7 protein-coding genes are annotated in these 16,778 nt (G+C 68.3%); 1 reads left to right on the top strand and 6 read right to left on the bottom strand.

Annotated features, from left to right (window positions below):
* Positions 1-159: 159 nt before the first annotated feature.
* The 4 genes from WBR68_RS28350 to WBR68_RS28365 all read right to left on the bottom strand — a co-directional run bounded on the left by WBR68_RS28350 (position 160) and on the right by WBR68_RS28365 (position 15,176).
* Positions 160-12,867, bottom strand: a complete 12,708-nt coding sequence (locus WBR68_RS28350) for a filamentous haemagglutinin family protein (protein ID WP_230695920.1) — start codon at positions 12,865-12,867, stop codon at positions 160-162.
* A gap of 110 nt (positions 12,868-12,977) precedes the next feature.
* Positions 12,978-13,931, bottom strand: a complete 954-nt coding sequence (locus WBR68_RS28355) for a FecR family protein (protein ID WP_230695903.1) — start codon at positions 13,929-13,931, stop codon at positions 12,978-12,980.
* An 8-nt stretch (positions 13,932-13,939) separates the two neighbouring features.
* Positions 13,940-14,515, bottom strand: coding sequence for an RNA polymerase sigma factor (locus WBR68_RS28360; protein ID WP_050450432.1), 576 nt, complete (start codon positions 14,513-14,515; stop codon positions 13,940-13,942).
* Positions 14,505-15,176: an STN domain-containing protein gene (locus WBR68_RS28365; protein ID WP_230695904.1), complete on the bottom strand. Its 672-nt coding sequence runs from the start codon at positions 15,174-15,176 to the stop codon at positions 14,505-14,507. The genes WBR68_RS28360 and WBR68_RS28365 overlap by 11 nt, the downstream gene beginning before the upstream one ends.
* Before the next feature lie 222 nt (positions 15,177-15,398).
* On the opposite strand from WBR68_RS28365, the gene WBR68_RS28370 reads away from it, so the two are divergent.
* Positions 15,399-15,767 (top strand): hypothetical protein, encoded by a 369-nt coding sequence (locus WBR68_RS28370; RefSeq protein ID WP_230695905.1) that lies wholly within the window; start codon positions 15,399-15,401, stop codon positions 15,765-15,767.
* Between the two features lie 19 nt (positions 15,768-15,786).
* Here WBR68_RS28370 and WBR68_RS28375 read toward each other — a convergent pair whose 3' ends face one another.
* Both WBR68_RS28375 and WBR68_RS28380 read right to left on the bottom strand, forming a co-directional pair.
* Entirely contained in the window at positions 15,787-16,152 is a 366-nt protein-coding gene (locus WBR68_RS28375; protein ID WP_230695906.1) for a cupin domain-containing protein, read from the bottom strand.
* 14 nt (positions 16,153-16,166) lie between these two features.
* Complete coding sequence (locus WBR68_RS28380) at positions 16,167-16,721, bottom strand: helix-turn-helix domain-containing protein (RefSeq protein WP_050450436.1); 555 nt, start codon at positions 16,719-16,721, stop codon at positions 16,167-16,169.
* Between the last annotated feature and the right edge of the window lie 57 nt (positions 16,722-16,778).

A 16,778-nucleotide genomic window follows, 5' to 3' on the forward strand; every position in this document is an offset into this window, starting at 1 on the left:
ACTGGCCGCCCATACGTAGGATGGGTGAAGCGCGCAAACCCCACGGCAAGAACCCCGGCCCCGAACGCGCGCAACCCATCAACCGCCGTCGGCATGACTCCACCCCGGGTCAAACCCATCGCGTTCCTCACGCCCCGGTTCGCCCCCCGCCCCCCAACTTCACAGCATCAACTTGCGCCGCTCCTCCGCCGTCAAAGATGCCGTCTCGCCCACGTCCAACGCCCCCGCCCCCAGCACCTGCACCGCGCTGGCCGCGTCGTACTTCGGCGTACCCGCAGCCGCACCCGCTGACGGCACAACCGGCGCGGCGCCCGCCACCGGCTCATCGCCATACCCCAGAATCTGCACATTGATCACCGACGGCTGGTTCTGACGCGCCTCGGCCTGCGCGCGCTGGGCGGAATCCTGCGCCGCATTGACTGCCGAGCTTGCCGCCGCGCTGGCCGACGACAACGCACCGGTGTTGACCCCTGCCGTTACCGGCACGCCCGCGCTATCGCCCTGCGCCTGGATGTTGGCCGCGTTCACCACTTGCAAGGCCGCGATGTTCACGTTGCCCGATACGCGGATGCCGGCCTCGCCCGCGTCAATCGTGCCCAGCGGCGCGTACAGGTCCACATCGCCCGCCGGTACTTCCGGCAGCGGCGCCAGCGTGGCGATGCCCGCGCCGGTGCTGGGCGCGTTGGGCGACAAGGTCACGTTGCCGACGGCGTCGTAGACGCGCTTGGGCGGCGTGTACAGCACGGTCGTCTTCGAGCCCCGGCCCGCGTTGATATCGCCTTGCGCCGACCACGCGGTAATCCCCCCGCCGAAGGTCGTCATCACCCGGCTTTGGCCCAGCAGGATGCTGCCCTGCGCGTACAACTGGATGTTGCCTTCGCCCTGCGTGATGATGCCGGCGGTGGCGGGCGGCGCCACGCCTTCCACGCCGAACACCTGCTGCCCGCCCGGCGTCATCAACTGGATGTCGCCGCCGAAGGTGCTGCGGATGCCCGCCGCGCCATACAGCGTGATGTCACCCTCGTAGGCGCCCGGCGCGGTTTCCGGGAACAACGCGGCGATCGCCTGGCGGCCACGCAGATAGCTGCCGTTGCGCGGGCTGGCCAGGTCGTTGTATTCGCGTCCGCCGGAACGCAGCTCGGCAAAATAAACCTGCCGCGCAAAGATCCGTTGCTGCTCGGCGGGCAAGGCGGCAAAGGCCGCGCGCGCGTCGTCCGTGCTGCCGGCAAAGCCATAGCGTTGCGTCATCCACAACAGCAATTCAGCTTCGTAGGTCTTGAAGGCCAGGCCCTGGTCCACCAGCGGACGGCTGGGGTCGGCCGCCTGGGCCGGGTCCAGATACCGCGCCAGGAACGCCGCGTAGTCCGGCCCCTTGGCGCCCACGCCCGCCTGCACGGCAATCGACGCGCCAGGGCGGTGGTCGCCCGGCATCACCGCGCCCAGGCTCGTGATGGAAGCCTTGTCCGCCATCAGCACGTGACGGCCGGCCGACACTTCCAGTGCGCCGGGGCCCGCTACCTGGAACGAGCTGTACAGAATGTCGCGACCCGCCGACACCCGCGACACATCCAGCGCGTCGCGATGCAGGAACAGGTTGCCGGTCGAGGTCACCGACGTCCCGCTTGCGCCAAAGTTCATGCCATTGGTGGAGGGCACGTCGGTCGACGTCCCCGTGTTCGTGCCCGAGGCCACGATGTCGCGGCCCGCCAGCATCCAGACGGGGCCCGATGCCTCGTACCAGGTTTGGCCCAGGTTGGGGCCCTGCACAATGGACAGCGCCTCGCCCGTGCGCAGCCCGACGATGTCGCCATCACGGGCGTAAAAGCGCGTCACCGTATTGGAGCCCGCCGTGCTGGCCGTCAGCGCGTTGAAGTAGAACAAGGGGAAATGGGTGTACCGGTCGCCAGCCAGGCCGTTGGCACCCTGGTTGCTCAAGGCCACATTCGAATTGGCCTCGGACAAGTAGCCCGCAAAAGCTGGCGCCAACACGTTGGCGACGCTGGCCGGGTCCGCCCCCGAGCGGTTGATGGCGTAGCCACCCGCGTAGATGGAATCCCCCGCCAGCATTTCCAGTTGCCCGCGCGCACCCGGCGCCAGCGTTAGCGAATACGGCAGGCCGCTTGCTTCGTTGTTCAGGTAGCCCGCCGACACGCCCGCATAAATACTGCCGTCATACGCCGTGGCCCGCAGAATCGACGGATACAGATAGCGCCCGTCGGACGGCGAGGTATTGCGGCCCGGCTGCACCGCCAGGCCCTGCGCGCTATGCGAGGTCTGCCGGCTGGGCGTCAGGTTGCCGCCCGCGCTGGACAGCTCAATGGCCGTGTTCTCCGTCCACATCGAGAACCAGCTATAGCCGCCGCCCGTGCGCATGGTGCCATCTGGCATGCGGTAGGGCGTGCTGTTGGGCAAGGCGACACGGCCCGGATCGCTGGCGCCGCCGACGACCAGGTCGCCACGCGTATCCAGGCGGATCACCGCGTCGCCGGGAATCAGCACCAGGCCGCCCGTGGCGCTGGCCATCGTGGACACGTAGGGGTCGTAGCCACGGCTTTCCTTCACGTCTTGCTCGCGCGCTTCGTTGCCGTATTGCAGATCCAGCCCGCCCACCGCGCCACCGGCCAATTGGGCATGGCCGCGCAGGTTGATCAGCGCGCCCTGCAAGTCCAGCGCGGGTTCGCCGTAATAGGGGGTTGGCCCCACGGTCGAAGACACCAGACCGCGCGCGCTTTGCGTCGGGTTCAAACCGCCTCCGACACGGATGTCGATATCGCCGCCCCCCGTCAACGTCATGCCGCCGTCGGCCGCAACGCGGCCGGTGCTGCCCACGGCCACGATCAGGCCCTGGCTGCGCGGATTGTTGATGGACCCGCGCGACTCGATGTTGCCCGCGTCGCCGTCCACGCGCAGGCTGACGTTGCCGCCGCCCAATGCCCCGAAGCCGGTGAAGCCCACCAACAGCGGCGTGTTGTCCTTGAACGCCGAGGGCGCACGCGTGTAGCTGCCGAAGTTGATCCACCAGGCGGTAGGCGTATCGCCGCCATTGGCGCTGCCGGTGCCTTGGCGCCACAACCAGTTGCCGATGCCCACGCTGGGATCAATCACACGCGAGTCGAAATTGCCGCCCGTGGTCTTGCCCCATACATCGCCGCGCAAGGCGCCGCCCGTGTACAGGCTGAGGTTGCCGCCCGCTTCCGGGTACCAGGCCTGATAGCCGGCGCCGGCCGACACGAAGGGTTCATACGTGGTCGAGTGAGCGTCGCCCAGCACCGTGGTCTCGTAGCGGCCACGCGGCAATTGGTAGGCAGCGTCCACGTTGGCCGCTTGCGTGCCGGCCGTGTAGACGCCATACGCCGACATCAGGCTGAAGTCGCCGCCCGCCGCCAGGTCCAGGTCGCCCGTACCCGTGCGCAACACGCTGAAATTCTGCGTATGCGTCACCACCGACGTCGACGATTTATTCTCGATGCACTGCTCCGCCGACAGCGAGCAGAGATCGATTTCAGCCTCGGACACCGGCGTCCCGGCCGGGTACCCGAACCAGTTGTCCGGCCCCCAGACAAAACGCGGCGGCGGCATGCACAGCCCTTCGATCGCGTCGCACAGCCAGAGCAGGTCTTCTGGCACCGGGGTGCCGGGTTCAAAACCGGACGGGCCGGCGTCGGGCCCCCAGACCAGGCTTGCGCCCTTGACCAGGCTGGCGTTGTAGTGGGTATCGGCCAGCGTCAGCTTGCCCGCATCCGGTCCGCGCACAACGCGCAGCGGATCCGCCGCATCCAGGTCCGCGCCCGCCACCAACTGCATCGACCACGACTGGCTGCCGGCCGGCAGCATCTGGGCCACCGCCCAGTTGCGCCGCTGATCCGCCGCCGTGCCCGGGCGCAGCTCAACATAGTCGACCCCTTCGGGGAACACCAGCTTGGTCTGCGACGGGATCAGCGCGCCCTGCTTGAGCGTGATGGTGCCCGCCATCAACAACACGTTGCGCTCATAGCCTTGTGTCGTGTAGAGATTGGGCAGGGCCACGTTGGCCGGCCACGTGAACGACTGAAGCGCCGTGCCGGCCGTGAGCATCGTGCCCGCGCCCAAGCGCGTGCCGACGGGCAAGCTCACCGCTTGCTCAAGAATGCTGCCGGCGGCGTACAACAACTGCCCGGAGGCATCGCGCACGTCGCCCGACAGCACCACGCCGGCGGCCAAGGACAGTTCCTGGTTCAGCGCAGCCTCGACCGGCAGGCGCGTGCCCGCGGCCAGCGTGGTGGCTTGCAGGGGCAAGGCGTAGTTCAGCGTCTTGCCGCCCGGGAACTCCGTGCCCTCGGCCAACTCCACGCCGCCACGCGGCAACACCACATCACCGCCGAACGCTTGTGCGCCCGGCGTCAGGATCCAGCCGTTCTCGTCATCCGGCGTGGCCGAGGGCGGCGCGAAGCCGTCGTTGATACTGCCGTACACATCCAGGTTGCCCTTGGCGCGCAGCGTCAGCGCGCCCGCTTCGCCCGAGCCATAGACGGAAGTCATCGCCGAGTGCGGGTTCAGGCTGGCGTAGCGATAGCGCGAAAGGTCCAGGTCACCTTGCACGACCAGATCGCCATCGCCCGTCTTGCTGACGATTTCCACGCCCGGGCGCAGATGGAACACATCGCGGTAGGTGGCGTTATTCAAGCCCGCAAGCTTGGTGTTCAAGAGATAGCCATTGGCCCGCGCGCGGCCGATGAACGTTGTGCTGTCGCCGTGCAGCGTGTCCAGATACGCCTGATCAATGATTTGATATTCGCGGCCGCTCGTGCGATCCGCCGCAACGCCTTCCCGGGCGTCGTCATAGCGTTGGGTGGCGATCAGCGAGATGGCCTTGGCGCCGTCTATCGTGACCGGGCCGCGCGCCTCGATGGCGATGTCGCCATAGGTGGCGGCGGAACCCGCCACCCCGCTACCGTTGTTGGCCGCGTTGCCGGCGGCGTCTATGCGCGGCGCAAACAGGTCCAGGGTGCCGCGCGCCACACCGTCGTGCTGCCCCGTGCCCGTTCCACGCGTGGCCGCCGTGCCGTGGCGCACGTCAATGCGCGCGCCACTGGCAAGCGTCAGCACGCCGCGACCCGAATTCAGTTGCACCACGGCGCGGTTGGGCGCGTCGATGATCTTGCCGTAGCTGTCCACGCGCAGCACGGTTCCGTGCGCATCCAGCACCGCGTTCGACGCCAGGGTCAGGCCATCGCGCGCGGCCAAGCGGATCCGGCCCACGCGCTCGCCGCTGGCGTCCACCAGGCCGGCCACGGTCAGGCTGCCGCCGTCGATCGACAGGTTGATGTCGTTGGCGCGCAGCGTATCGCCCAGCGTCAGGCTGCCTTGCTTGATCTGAAAACTGCGCGCGCCGGTCACGCCGCCGTCGTTCAGGCGCTGATTCAGCGTGTTGAAATTCGCGTTCAAGGCGCTCGGCGCGCCCAGATGTTGCGCGCTGATGTCGATGCTGCCCGCGCGGTAGGGCACGGCCGTGCCGCCCGCATCGTAGACGCCCGAACTCGTGCCCAGGATGCGGCCTTGCAGGTCCACCACGCCGGCCGAGGCCGCGATCGCGTCGGCCCGCAGGCTGCCCGCATTGTTCTGCTGCGCAGACAGATCGATCAGCGCTCCGCCTTCCTGCCGGATGCTGCCCTGGCTGCTTGCCAGAACGACGTCGCCGCCCCAGCTATAACGCAGCACGTCGTTGAAGGCGATGGCACGGCCCGACACGTCCAACTGCGAGGCCGACGTCAGCAACACGCTGTCGCGGCCTTCCAATGTCAGCTTGCCGCTGGGCAGCACGATGCTGCCATCGACCCGCACGTTCGCCCCGGCCAGGCTGATTTCCGCGCCCAGGTCCTGCACCGCCGCCGCTTGCAAAGCCGGCCCCCCCGGCGCACCCATCACCCGCACATTGCCACCCGCCGTCATGCGGTTGACGGAACCCGCCCCGCCGGTCAGCAAGGGCGTGTTCAGGTTGAGGTTGCCGCCAACGTAGGCATAGCGGCCCGTGGCGCTGTCGAACGCGCCCTGCGATTCGTAGACCGACAAGCTGCCGCGGTGGTTTGCCGTGATGCGGTCGCTGGCATTCAGGTTGACGCTGGAAAAGCCCAGCGCCAGCCTGGCGTTGTCGTCCAGCCCGGTGGGTTGCGCGCCCTGCCCATAACCGAACTCGATCCGTTCGGCGTCGATGCGCAGCGTACCGTGGCCCGTGCCGGCCCCACCCGCCGCCACCGCGCCCGGCGCTTGGGTAGCCCCATTCCACACCAGATTCTGCGTGCGGATGCTGGCCTCGTCGCCCGCGTCGCCGTAGCCATAAATGGCCGGCGTGCCCAGCGCCAGCGTGGCCAGGCTGTATTTGCCGGTCAGCGGGTCGCGCGTGTCCAGCGCCACCGTGCCATAGAAGTTAAGCGCGTCACGCGCGGTCAGCGTCAGGGTTTCCAGCGCGGGGGCCCCCATGCTGGTATCACCGCGCAGCAGGCGGCCCAGGATGTCCTGGTTCAGCGTCAGGCCGTTGGGCAAGACACCGCGCGCGGCGGCTTGGGTCAGCGCCTCGGTCGTGCCGACATTCACCGCGCCCACTGCCAAGGCCAGGTTGCGGGTGCCGTAGCGCACCTGTTCGCCCAGATCGAATACGCCATTGGTGGCGGCGGCGATGGTGCCCTCGGAATACAGACGGGTCACGCCCTGGCAGGGCTGCGCCGCGCAGGTGCCGATGCGGATGGCGCCCGCGCCCAGTGCGTCCGGCGCCAGCACATCCAGACGGCCATTGGACACCGCCAGCAAACTGCTGGCCCCGGGCTGGAAGGCATAGCCGCTGGTGGAGTCCACCGACGGCGCGCCAGCGCCCAGCGTGGATATGCCCGCGCCGGCTTCAAGTTCGATCGTGCGCGACGAGATCAGCACTTCCGGCCCCGTCAATTGCGCGCCCGCGCGCAGCACCACCTGGTTGGCGGACGCCTGGAAGGTATAGAAGCGGCCGCCCGACCCGTACCACACTACCGGCAGCGCGCCGACGACCAAACGGCTGGCGCCCAGCGCGTTCAAGGCATCCGCCTGCACCGACGTGCCCGCGAACCCCGCCGTGGGGGTCTGGCCCGCCGCCAGGATCTCTACCGTCGAGCTGCCGCCATTGAGCGCCACGGCGCCGCCGAAGCCGCCCTTCGCGGCCGTGAAATTCGCCAGCCCTTCAACACTCAGCGCCTGCCCGTCCGTGGACCCCGGATGGATCGCCAGCCGCAAGGTGCGGGCGTCGGCCGGCAGCATCGCACGCGGCACACCGCGCGTCACGGCATCGGCCGCGACAAAGCTGGCGTAGCTCATTTCGTTGTACTGCGACAGCGTGCGCAGCACCTTGCCCGGCGTCAGGATCACCGCGCTGGCCAGGCTGTTCACCACGTTCGTACCCGCGGTCGACAAGGCGCCGCTGGCCGCCCAGGATTGATTGCGCATCTGCATCGGCGCAAGCGCCGCGCCCGCTGAAGCGCCGCCGTTGATCTCGACCCGGAACGCGCCGGGCAGCAAGGCATAGGTGGACGGCATCAAGGTGTAGGTGCCGGCCGGCAAGCCCGGCACGCCCGCGCCCAGCGTGATCTGCTGGCCAACGCCGGGTGTGGAGGCTCCCGCCTCGCCACCCACCGGCGCCACCACCGGCTGCGCGCCGGGCACGATGGCGTAGACCGGATTGCCTGCCAGCCCCGGCAGGGTGAAGCCGCCTTCGGGATTCATGCGGACCAACGGCGCATAGCGCGCATCGGTGGATCCGCCTCGGCCCGACACAAAGCCCGCGCCCGTGAGTTCGCCGCCCCCGGACAGATCCAATACGGACCCCGGCTGCGCGTCCACGTCGCGAAACCCCAAGGTGATACCGGTGCGCAGGGTAGCGGCCCCGTCCAGGCCGAGCGCGCCGCCCACGCCCACCAAGGACACGTCCGCGCCGTTGAACTTGTACGACACGCCGTCGGTCGTGCCGCCATACGGCATGACCAGACCGGCGCCGCTGACCGACGTAACGCTGCCCGGCAACAAGCTCAGGCGCTGCGTGCCTATCTGCTCGCTCAAGTCGCCCAGCGTGATCGCGCCCAGCGGCGCGCGCAACACACCGCCCTGCTCCACGGTTGCCGCCGCCAAACGCAAGGAGCCAAATGCCGAATAGGGCATCGCGGGCAAGGCGCTCGTCGTGCCTTCATGCCGCGCGATCCGCAGGGTGCGGTCCGGGTCGAACACCTGCGTGCCGTTCGGCCGACGCGTGAAGCCCACCAGCACCTCGGCCTCAACGCCGGTGCCCGGGTAGATCTGCGCGGCGATCAGGTCCAGATCGCCGCGCGTCCACAGGCGCGTGCGCGGCTCGTTGTCGTTGTGGGCCAGAAAGCGCAGGTCGCCCGCGCTGTCCAGCGTCACCCGGTCAAAGCCGGTACGCGCCACGGACAGCACGCCGCCCACGCTGCGGTTGATCGTGCCTTGCGTGCCGAACGACAGGCTGTTGCCCACTTCCAGCAAACGGCCCGCGCGCACCGTGAACGTGCCCTCGCCCACGTCCTGCGCGTCGCCGAACAGCACGCGCGGCCGGATCATGCCGTTGGAGGCCGCGTATTCTCCCGGACCCGACAGCCGTACATAGGACGCGGCCAGGTTGACCTGGGCCGGTGCGTGGGTTTGCATGCCGGCCAGCGCATCCCCCTGCGGCGCCAGCGAAAATGCGCCGGCGTACAAGCGCAGGCTTTGCCCCACCGCCACGTTGACATCACCGTCGAAAGACATCAGGCCGTTGGACAACAGCCCCAGGTGATCGAAGCCCCCGCCGGCCAACAGCCGCGACGGATCCAGACGCGCCTGGCCGTAGCGCAAGCCGTCGTCGGCTTCGCCCGGCGTCAGGCCTGTGGCAAGGGGGGTGCCCGCCCCCGAAGCCAGCACCATTTCGCGCGGCACCTGCACGGCTTCGCCCGCCACGCCCTCGCCCCAGGTGCGGTACAGCGGCGTCTCAAGCGCGATATCCAGCGTGCCGCCCGCCGCGCTCGCGCCACCCGCGCGTGCGATGAATGTGCCGTCCAGATGCAGCCCGTTGTAGGAACTGAGCGAGATTCGCCCGCCGTCGCGGTCCAGCCGCACCGGGCCTACACCATTCACATCCACGGTCGTGCTGGCGCCGGAGGCGTCCAACACCGCGCCGGGACGCACGATGACATACAGGTCGGATGCCGTTGCCGTCGCGCGATCATGGTTGATCTCGCCGCCCAGCACGATGACGCCGCCCGCGTCCGCCACGCCGTAGCGGCGGCCCTGCGCATCCACGCCCGTTTCCGAGCGGCCGGCCACGTTCAGCACGGCCTGCTCGCCGATCCAGATGGAGCGGTCGTGAGCCTCGCCTTGCACGACTTCCAGGGACTCGGCCACATCCACGTCACCCACGCGCAGTTGGCGGATATCGATCTTGCCGCCCGCCGCCGTCAACGCGCCCAGCACGGTAATCTGCCCCGCCCCGCGCATCTGAATCGATTGCCCCGGGTCCACGTTCAATTGCGCGCCTTGCCCAACGATCAGCGCGGCGTCCACATTCGCGCCGGTCGCGGCAAGGTTGCGCCCGCTTTGCAGCGACAGGCTGGCGCCCTGGCGCTGCGTTACCGTTGCCGCGACCACGTCATGCTGATAGACCGGCGGCAGCCACGTTTGCAGCACCGATGCGGGGTCCGCGCCCGTCGGCAAACCGGCCGCGCCATCAATAGGGCGGTACACAGGCATCAACACATCGATACGCGCGCCGTCGGCCACCGTCAGGCCGTTGGCGCCCGTGAGCTCGTAGCGCGAATAGCCTTGCTGGAAGAACGGCGCGTCCAGCGTCAGCACGCGCTCGTCGGCGTCGCCAGGCGCGCGCCCCAGCACGATCTTGTCTCCCGTCACCGCCAGGGTGCCGCCGCCTTCCACGCCATAGCCGCGCAGCTCGGCGCCCAGGCTGAGTCGGCCGGCCTGCGTGCCGCCGGCCACCAGCTCCACGGTGGTGTTGCCGCCCTTGCCGCCCGTAACCCGGCCGTTGTTGCGCAGCACCGCGCCCGAACTCACGTCGATGACGCTGCCGGCGTCCAGCAGGATGTCGCCGCTGCTACGCAGCGCGACCGTGCCGCCGTTCAAGTAAGGCATGGCGCCAATCTGCTCGGGCGACATCGCCAGGTTGCTGAATTGCCCCCGGGTATCCAGCCGCGCCCGCGCGCTCAGCGCCAGCGTGGGTTGGGCGCCGTCAGCCCCGGTGGCGGTATCGGCCATGCCCGTGGGCGTAGCCTGGTTCAGCACATTGCCCAGGCGGATGCTGCCCGCGCGCGCGGTCAGCGTGGCATCCACGGATACCTTGTTCGCGAACAAGGTGATGTCGCCTCCCGCCGCCACGCCCAGATCGGATTGCACGGCGATGTCGTTGGCGGCGATCTTGATCGCGCCCAGGTTGAACGCATTCAGGCGCGTGGTGTCCAGATGCAGGATGCCCGCCCGCGCTTCAGGCAACGCGGCGTCCAGGTCCAGCCCATCCGCAATGGCGTCCACCCGGTCAGACAACAGCACCTGTTGAACGGTGTTTTCAGAATGCCCCAGCGCGTACGACATCGAGCCGGTGGCCTTGTTGTAGTACGGCGTGTACGTGCCCACCACCAACTGCGCACCGCGCGCCGCCGCGCGTTGCGATTGCTGATAGCCGTCCAGCGCCGGCTGCGGCGCCGCGTTCTGGCGCTCGCCCTGATAGGTCTGGCCGATCAGATCGCCTTCCAGCACCGCGCTCTTCGTGCCGACAAGCAGTCGGCCCGCGTCACGCCCCACCGTGTAGCCGGTTTCAAAACGTTCCTTCGGCGCAAGCAGGGGGTTGTAGAAATAGCGGGTCTGGCCCCAGCGTTCGGACTTCGCCTCGTAGCCCTTGTACAAGCCCGTGTACGCCAGATCGCCGGGCGCGCGCGACACCTCATACAGCCGCCCGTCCGCACCGCGCAGCCAGGTCTGGCGGACCATGCCGTCCTGCACGTCCAGCGTGCCGCCCGACACGTTGATCTGCGACCCGGCGCGCGTAACCACTTCGCCGCCCGTGAACTCGACGTTGCCGCCCTGCGCCATCCATTCGTTGACGGCGTGGCCCTGGGTGCCCAGATAGCCGCTGACTTCCAGCAGGCCCCCTGCCGTGTACCAGCGGTCGGTGGCGTAACCGTTGGTGCCTGCCGGTACAAAGACAAGTTCGCGCGCATCCACCCAGATGTCGCTGTTGTTCAGCTTGCCGCTGTCGCGGTTGACCGCCGCATCGCGCTGCTCATTGCCCTGTACGTTGATCTTGACGCTGTTGTTCTCCATGGCCACGGGCACCCCCACCGCGCCCGCCACGTCCAGCACCGCACCGTCACGCAGCAGGCTGCGCTGCGCGGCCTGCACGGCAATCTGGCCACCCGTCGCCAAGGTGATGGAGCCCGACGCAAAATCCACCGTGCCCGAACTGTTGATCTCCACGCGCGACAGCTCGCGCCGGTCGCTACCGCCGGGCGCCCAGGCCGAATCCGACGCGGCGATGACCGGCGCCCGCAGGCCGTCGCGCTGGCTGTCCAGCGCCAGCGCGCCGCTGCGGTCCAGCAGAATGGCCGTTGTGCCCGCTTCCGCCAGGGTGATCTTGCCGCCCTCGCCCGTCGCGTTCAGGTGCACCGTGCCGCGCGTATCGACCGAGGTGCTGGACAGCGCCACACCGCCCTGCACCACGTCGCCCCCCGTCAAGGTCACATCACCCAGCGAGGCCTGGATCAAACCCGTATTCACCACGCGGCCGGGCGTGCCGGTAACGCTGACTTCATTGCCCTTGGTGGTGGACGCGAGATTGCCCGACGTGCCCTGTCCACGCTTGATCACGAAATTGTCACCGGCGGCCAGCACAGCCTGGCCCGAGGGCGTGTCGATGGCGCCCGCGTTGGCGGTTTCCTTGCCCAGCAGCAGCACATAGCCGCCGCTGGTGGTGGACGTGGAGGGCGCGGCGGTCCGGATCATTGCGCCCGCTTGTACGTCGACCTTGCCCAGCGCATCCTGGAACGTCGGCTGCGTGCCGTTGTCCGCATACAAACCCTTGTCGCGGAATTGCGCGTCGGTGATCGTGGCGGCGGCGACCACCAGATTGCGCGCATTCACCTGGCTGGTGCCGGTGAAGATGACGCCGTTCTGGTTCACCACCATCACGGTGCCGTCGGCCTTGATCGCGCCCTGGATCTGGCTGGGCTTGGCCGCTGCGCCCACCACCCGGTTCAGCACCGCGCCGTCCGCGCCCTGCTTGAACTGCACCGTGGTGTTGCGCCCCACGTTGAAGGTGTCCCAGTTCAGGATCGCCCGCGACTGCGTCTGTTCAATGGTGACGGTCTGGCGGCCGTTCTCGACACTGGGCTTGGCAGCCTTGGCGCCTTCCCATTGGGCCTTTGCGCCCGTGGCCGCCCACAGCCCGCCTTCGACCAGCCCGTCGGGCACGCCGCCACCGTTGGCGGCTGCCGCGGCCGCGCGCGCCGCCGCCTGCGCGGCCTGCTGCGCCGCGACGGCGGCAGCCGTTCGGTTCAGGTTTTCCAGCGACCGCTGCAACTGCTGGCGCGATTGCGCCTGTTGGCGCGCGCTGCTGCCGATGCCGGCCAAGCTGCCGTCGGGCATGCGGCCCGTACGCTGCGCCGTCGATTGCACCGCGTTCTTGTCGGAGAACCAGCCCGGGCTGAACGCCCGTTGCTGCGCCTGCGCCGCCCCGCTGGCACTGCCCGCGATCAACAGCGCCGTCACGGCCTGCGACAGTGGCGTCGGACGCCAGTTCGGGCGCACGCGCGCCGGCACGGTCCCCATGTTTCGCTTGCCACCCAACCCCGACATCCGTGCCTGCATGATCGCCATCCCTTGTTTCAATCGCGCGTGTTCGTCACCTAGAACAAGACAGACGGATTGAAAAATGCAGACCAGAACCCTGTCATAAATATTTCATCGAGCGGCAGGCCGCCTCGTGCTTATGACAACAGGACGACGCCGGCGGGTAGGTGTGTCACACGCGCGCCATAGGCATCGCGGATCAGGCGTTCGGCATCGGCCACCTGCGCCAACGAGAAGCGGGCTTGAACCAGACGCTGGCCCAGTTGCTCATTCATCAGCACCAGGCGGCCGCGCCGGTAGCGGTTCAATTCTTCGACCACCTGCGCCAGCGGCTGCTGGTTGAACACCAGCCATCCCTGACGCCACGCGGTCACCACGGCGGGGTCCACCTGCACGGGGGGCATCACCCGCGTATCGTCATAGCGCAACTCACGATTGGCCACCACGTCGAACACGCCTTGCGCGTGCACCAGGCGCAGCGATCCCGACAGGCAGCAAAGACGCGCCTGACCGTCGATGTAGCGCAGGTTGAAGCTGGCGTCCCGCGCGGTGATCCGGCCCTTGCCAGCCACCACGACGGCGGCCGTTGCACCGCTGCGGATTTCCGCTTCGCCATCGGCCAATTCAATCACCGGGCCACCGGCATCGTGATCAACATTGATGCGCGTCAACGTGTTCATATCCACGTCCAGCGCATTGCCTAGTGACACCCGGCGTTGTTCGCCCGCCGCCGTGCGGTAGTCCGCCCCCAAGGTATCCACGCCAGGCCACAGGCCCAGCGGCGGCTTGAATGCCAGATAGGCCGCCGACGCGGCCAGCGCGCCGCCCAGGAATGCACGACGGCCCGTAAAGACCGGCTTGCGCGTACGGCTGCGCGCCCCCTGCGCCACCACTTCCTGGATGGCCGGCCCCAGGCTTTCCCACAACTGCTTCTGATGGGCAAAGGCCGCTTGGTGCCGGCGGTCGGCGCGTAGCCACTCGCGAAACGCCTGCGCGTCGTGCTCGGTGGCGCGGCCCGAGGTCAGCGCCAACAACCAGTCCCGCGCCTCGCGGGTGGCGGCGTCTTCTTTGTTCTTGTTTCTTCCGGGCATGCTCATCGTCAGCGCCATGGTTCTTCGTCCCGGCACGCGGCACGGGGGACCGGGGCCGACCCGCCCTTTCCGCTCCCCGCCACGAGCAGTTCGCGCGCGCAATGTTCCAGCGCGCGTTTGAGTTCTTTGGATACGATGCGTTCCGACACGCCGTAGCGCCGGGCAATCTCGGCATGCGGCAACTCGTGCACGCGCGCGGCCAGCACCATCTGCTGCGTGCGCTCGGGCAACTGGCGCAGCGCGCGCTGGAATGCGTCGATCTGATCGCGGCCCTGCGCAATGCGCGCCGGGTCCGCGGCCTCGTCCGCCAGGTGGATCAGTTCGCTGATCTCAACCCCGGTCAGCAGCCGGGAGTCGCGCCGCCGCTGATCTTCCGCGATATTCAGCGCCACGCGAAACAGGTAGGCGGCAGGCTGCTGGATAGACGAACTGGCTGGCAGGTCATTGACCTTCAAGAACGCTTCCTGCATCGCGTCATGCGCCAGGTCATCCGAACCCAAGCGGCGCTTGAGCTGATTGCGAAAGTCGTTGTAGCGCTCCAGAAACAAGGCCCGCAAAGAGTTTTCCGGCTTGTTATCCCGCACTGCCGCCCCCCCGCTCCGTGTCGCATTCCGCCGCGCTGCGCGGCAGCAACAACACCGTCAGGGGTTGCGGCGTGCCCGCCGGCAAAGGGCCGATCACCGCGCCACGCAGCGCCGCTTCCAGCCGACCATCCAGGCCGGCCTGACCGGTGCTTGACACCCACGCCACGCGGCTGATGCGCCAGGCTTTGTCGAACCACAATTGCGCCAACGCGCGATAGCTGCCCGGCTGCGTGCCGGCTGCCTTGCACAAGGCGCGTTTCAGCGCGGTTTGCACCACGGCGGCGTAGGGCGTGTCGCGCAAGCGCCGGCCCGTGCTGGACGCGGCCTCATCCGCCTTGGAGACCAGCGTGAACGACCGCGCGCTGGCATAGCGAATGGACAAGGGCGAACCGGCCAGCAGCTTGCGCAACGCCTCGCTGGGTGTGTAGACGCCCACCACCGCCGGGGCCTGCCGGCCGGCGGTCAACGTGCTGTCCACCAACACCGTCAGGCCGCTTGCCAGGCTGTATTCAACAAGCGCCTGCGCAAGCGGCTGCGCCGCAATCTCGAATCGAATGGATGAGGTGGGCGGCGCGGCATGGCCTGCCTGCGCCAGCGCCAACAGGCCGCAGGCCAGACAGGCGCGCAGCACTCCGCCGCGCCCCTTGAAGGCGCCGCTCATAAACGTGACCGCAAAGGGAAGGTGCCTGACATGGCCGCAACAGAGGACACCGGAATGTCCGCCCTGACAAAAGCCGCCATGCTAGAGGCGCTGAATGACGCATTCGTGACACAACATGCGCGTCAGCCGCGCCGCCGCCACGCAACGGTCACCTGCGCGCCTGTTGCCGTCCCTATACTTCCTGGGTTGCTCCGGCCGGCGGGGCGTCTTCAAGGAGCGCGCATGCGCACGGTGCCCCTGGCCCTTGGCCAGCTGTTTTTATTATTGTTGGCCGCGATGTTGATGCATGCGCCCGTGTCGGCCAACGACACCCAAGTGGCGCCCGCCGCCAAACCATCCGCCAAGCCAGCAGGCACCGCCGACGGCGCCTGCATCGACACCGAGGTCAACGGCTATCGGGCCTTGTCCTACGACTGCCTGAACCAGAAGATGGCGCCGGCCGCCACGGCCAGGCCCGCGCCGCAATTGGAATCCGAAGCCATCACGCAACGCCCGCCCAACCAGATGGGCCTGCCCACGCCCGCCACCATCGGCAACCGCATGGGCAATACGTTCGGCACGTCGGCGTACCCGCAACGGCCACCGCGATAGTCGCCATCGCGGCTTGCCTTCACGCCGTGCGGCTGATGAAGTAGATCTTCTTCACGAACTGGTCCACTTCCCAACGGCCCGTATAGCCTTCGGGCATGACGAAGGCCTGGCCCACCGTCAGTTCATGCACCGTGCCGTCCGGGTCGACCAGACGCGCCGCGCCTTCGATGATGGTGCCGAATTCGATATAGCCGGTGGTGTTGGCCTGGAACACGCCCGCTGTGCTTTCCCATACGCCGGCTTCGGCCTTGCCGGCGTTGCCCTCGAAGAAGGTCTCAGACATAAAAGCCGCATCGCCCGAGATCGGGCGGCGAGGCTTGCCCGGCACCGGGTTTTTCAGAGGGCCGGCGTCAATGCGGACTAGCCGCGAGGGGTCGTGTGTCATGGCTTGCCTTGGGTTCAATGCGCCGCCACCACCAGCACTTCAGCCATGGCGCGGCTGACCGTGCGCATGCGGTGCGGCAATTCGGAATCAAAGTAGAGGGAATCGCCGGTTTCAAGGCGCAACTGGCGTTCGCCCACGTGGACCTCGATGGCGCCCTTGAGCACCAGCAGAAACTCTTCGCCCGGGTGCGGAAACACCGCGGTCGCGTCGGGAAAGTCGCGCGGCGGATGCACCACGAAGGGCTCCATCGCCTTGACCTTGCGGCGTCCGGCGAGCGACTCGTAATGGTATTGCGAGCCCAGCCCCCCACGTTGCAGGGCCTCGCGGTCGGCCACGCGCACCAGGCTGACCACTTCGTCCTGCGCGGCGTCATCCGCGCCCACCAGTTGCGACACGCCTACGCCATAGGCTTCGGCCAGGCGCAGCACCGTCGAAATCGACGGTTCGCTCAAGCCGCGCTCAAGTTTGGACAAATAGCTTTTGGTCAGCCCGGTGCGCTGCGCCAGCTGTTCCAGGGACAGGGCTTGCTGACGGCGCAGGGTGCGTAGGCGGTGGGGAAGATCGATCATGGGCGGGAGGGCAAAAATCCGACCGGTAAGCATGCCCGAAACCGGCGCCGCCGTCGA

It is taken from the genome of Achromobacter sp. JD-1, assembly GCF_038594925.1.
Taxonomy (GTDB): Bacteria; Pseudomonadota; Gammaproteobacteria; order Burkholderiales; family Burkholderiaceae_B; genus Achromobacter; species Achromobacter spanius_C.

Excerpts from the sequence above, each read along its gene's own strand:
- WBR68_RS28365 (WP_230695904.1), bottom strand. The coding sequence starts at position 15,176 with ATGAGCGGCGCCTTCAAGGGGCGCGGCGGAGTGCTGCGCGCCTGTCTG.
- WBR68_RS28375 (WP_230695906.1), bottom strand. The coding sequence starts at position 16,152 with ATGACACACGACCCCTCGCGGCTAGTCCGCATTGACGCCGGCCCTCTG.
- WBR68_RS28355 (WP_230695903.1), bottom strand. The coding sequence starts at position 13,931 with ATGCCCGGAAGAAACAAGAACAAAGAAGACGCCGCCACCCGCGAGGCG.
- WBR68_RS28380 (WP_050450436.1), bottom strand. The coding sequence starts at position 16,721 with ATGATCGATCTTCCCCACCGCCTACGCACCCTGCGCCGTCAGCAAGCC.
- WBR68_RS28350 (WP_230695920.1), bottom strand. The coding sequence starts at position 12,867 with ATGGCGATCATGCAGGCACGGATGTCGGGGTTGGGTGGCAAGCGAAAC.
- WBR68_RS28370 (WP_230695905.1), top strand. The coding sequence starts at position 15,399 with ATGCGCACGGTGCCCCTGGCCCTTGGCCAGCTGTTTTTATTATTGTTG.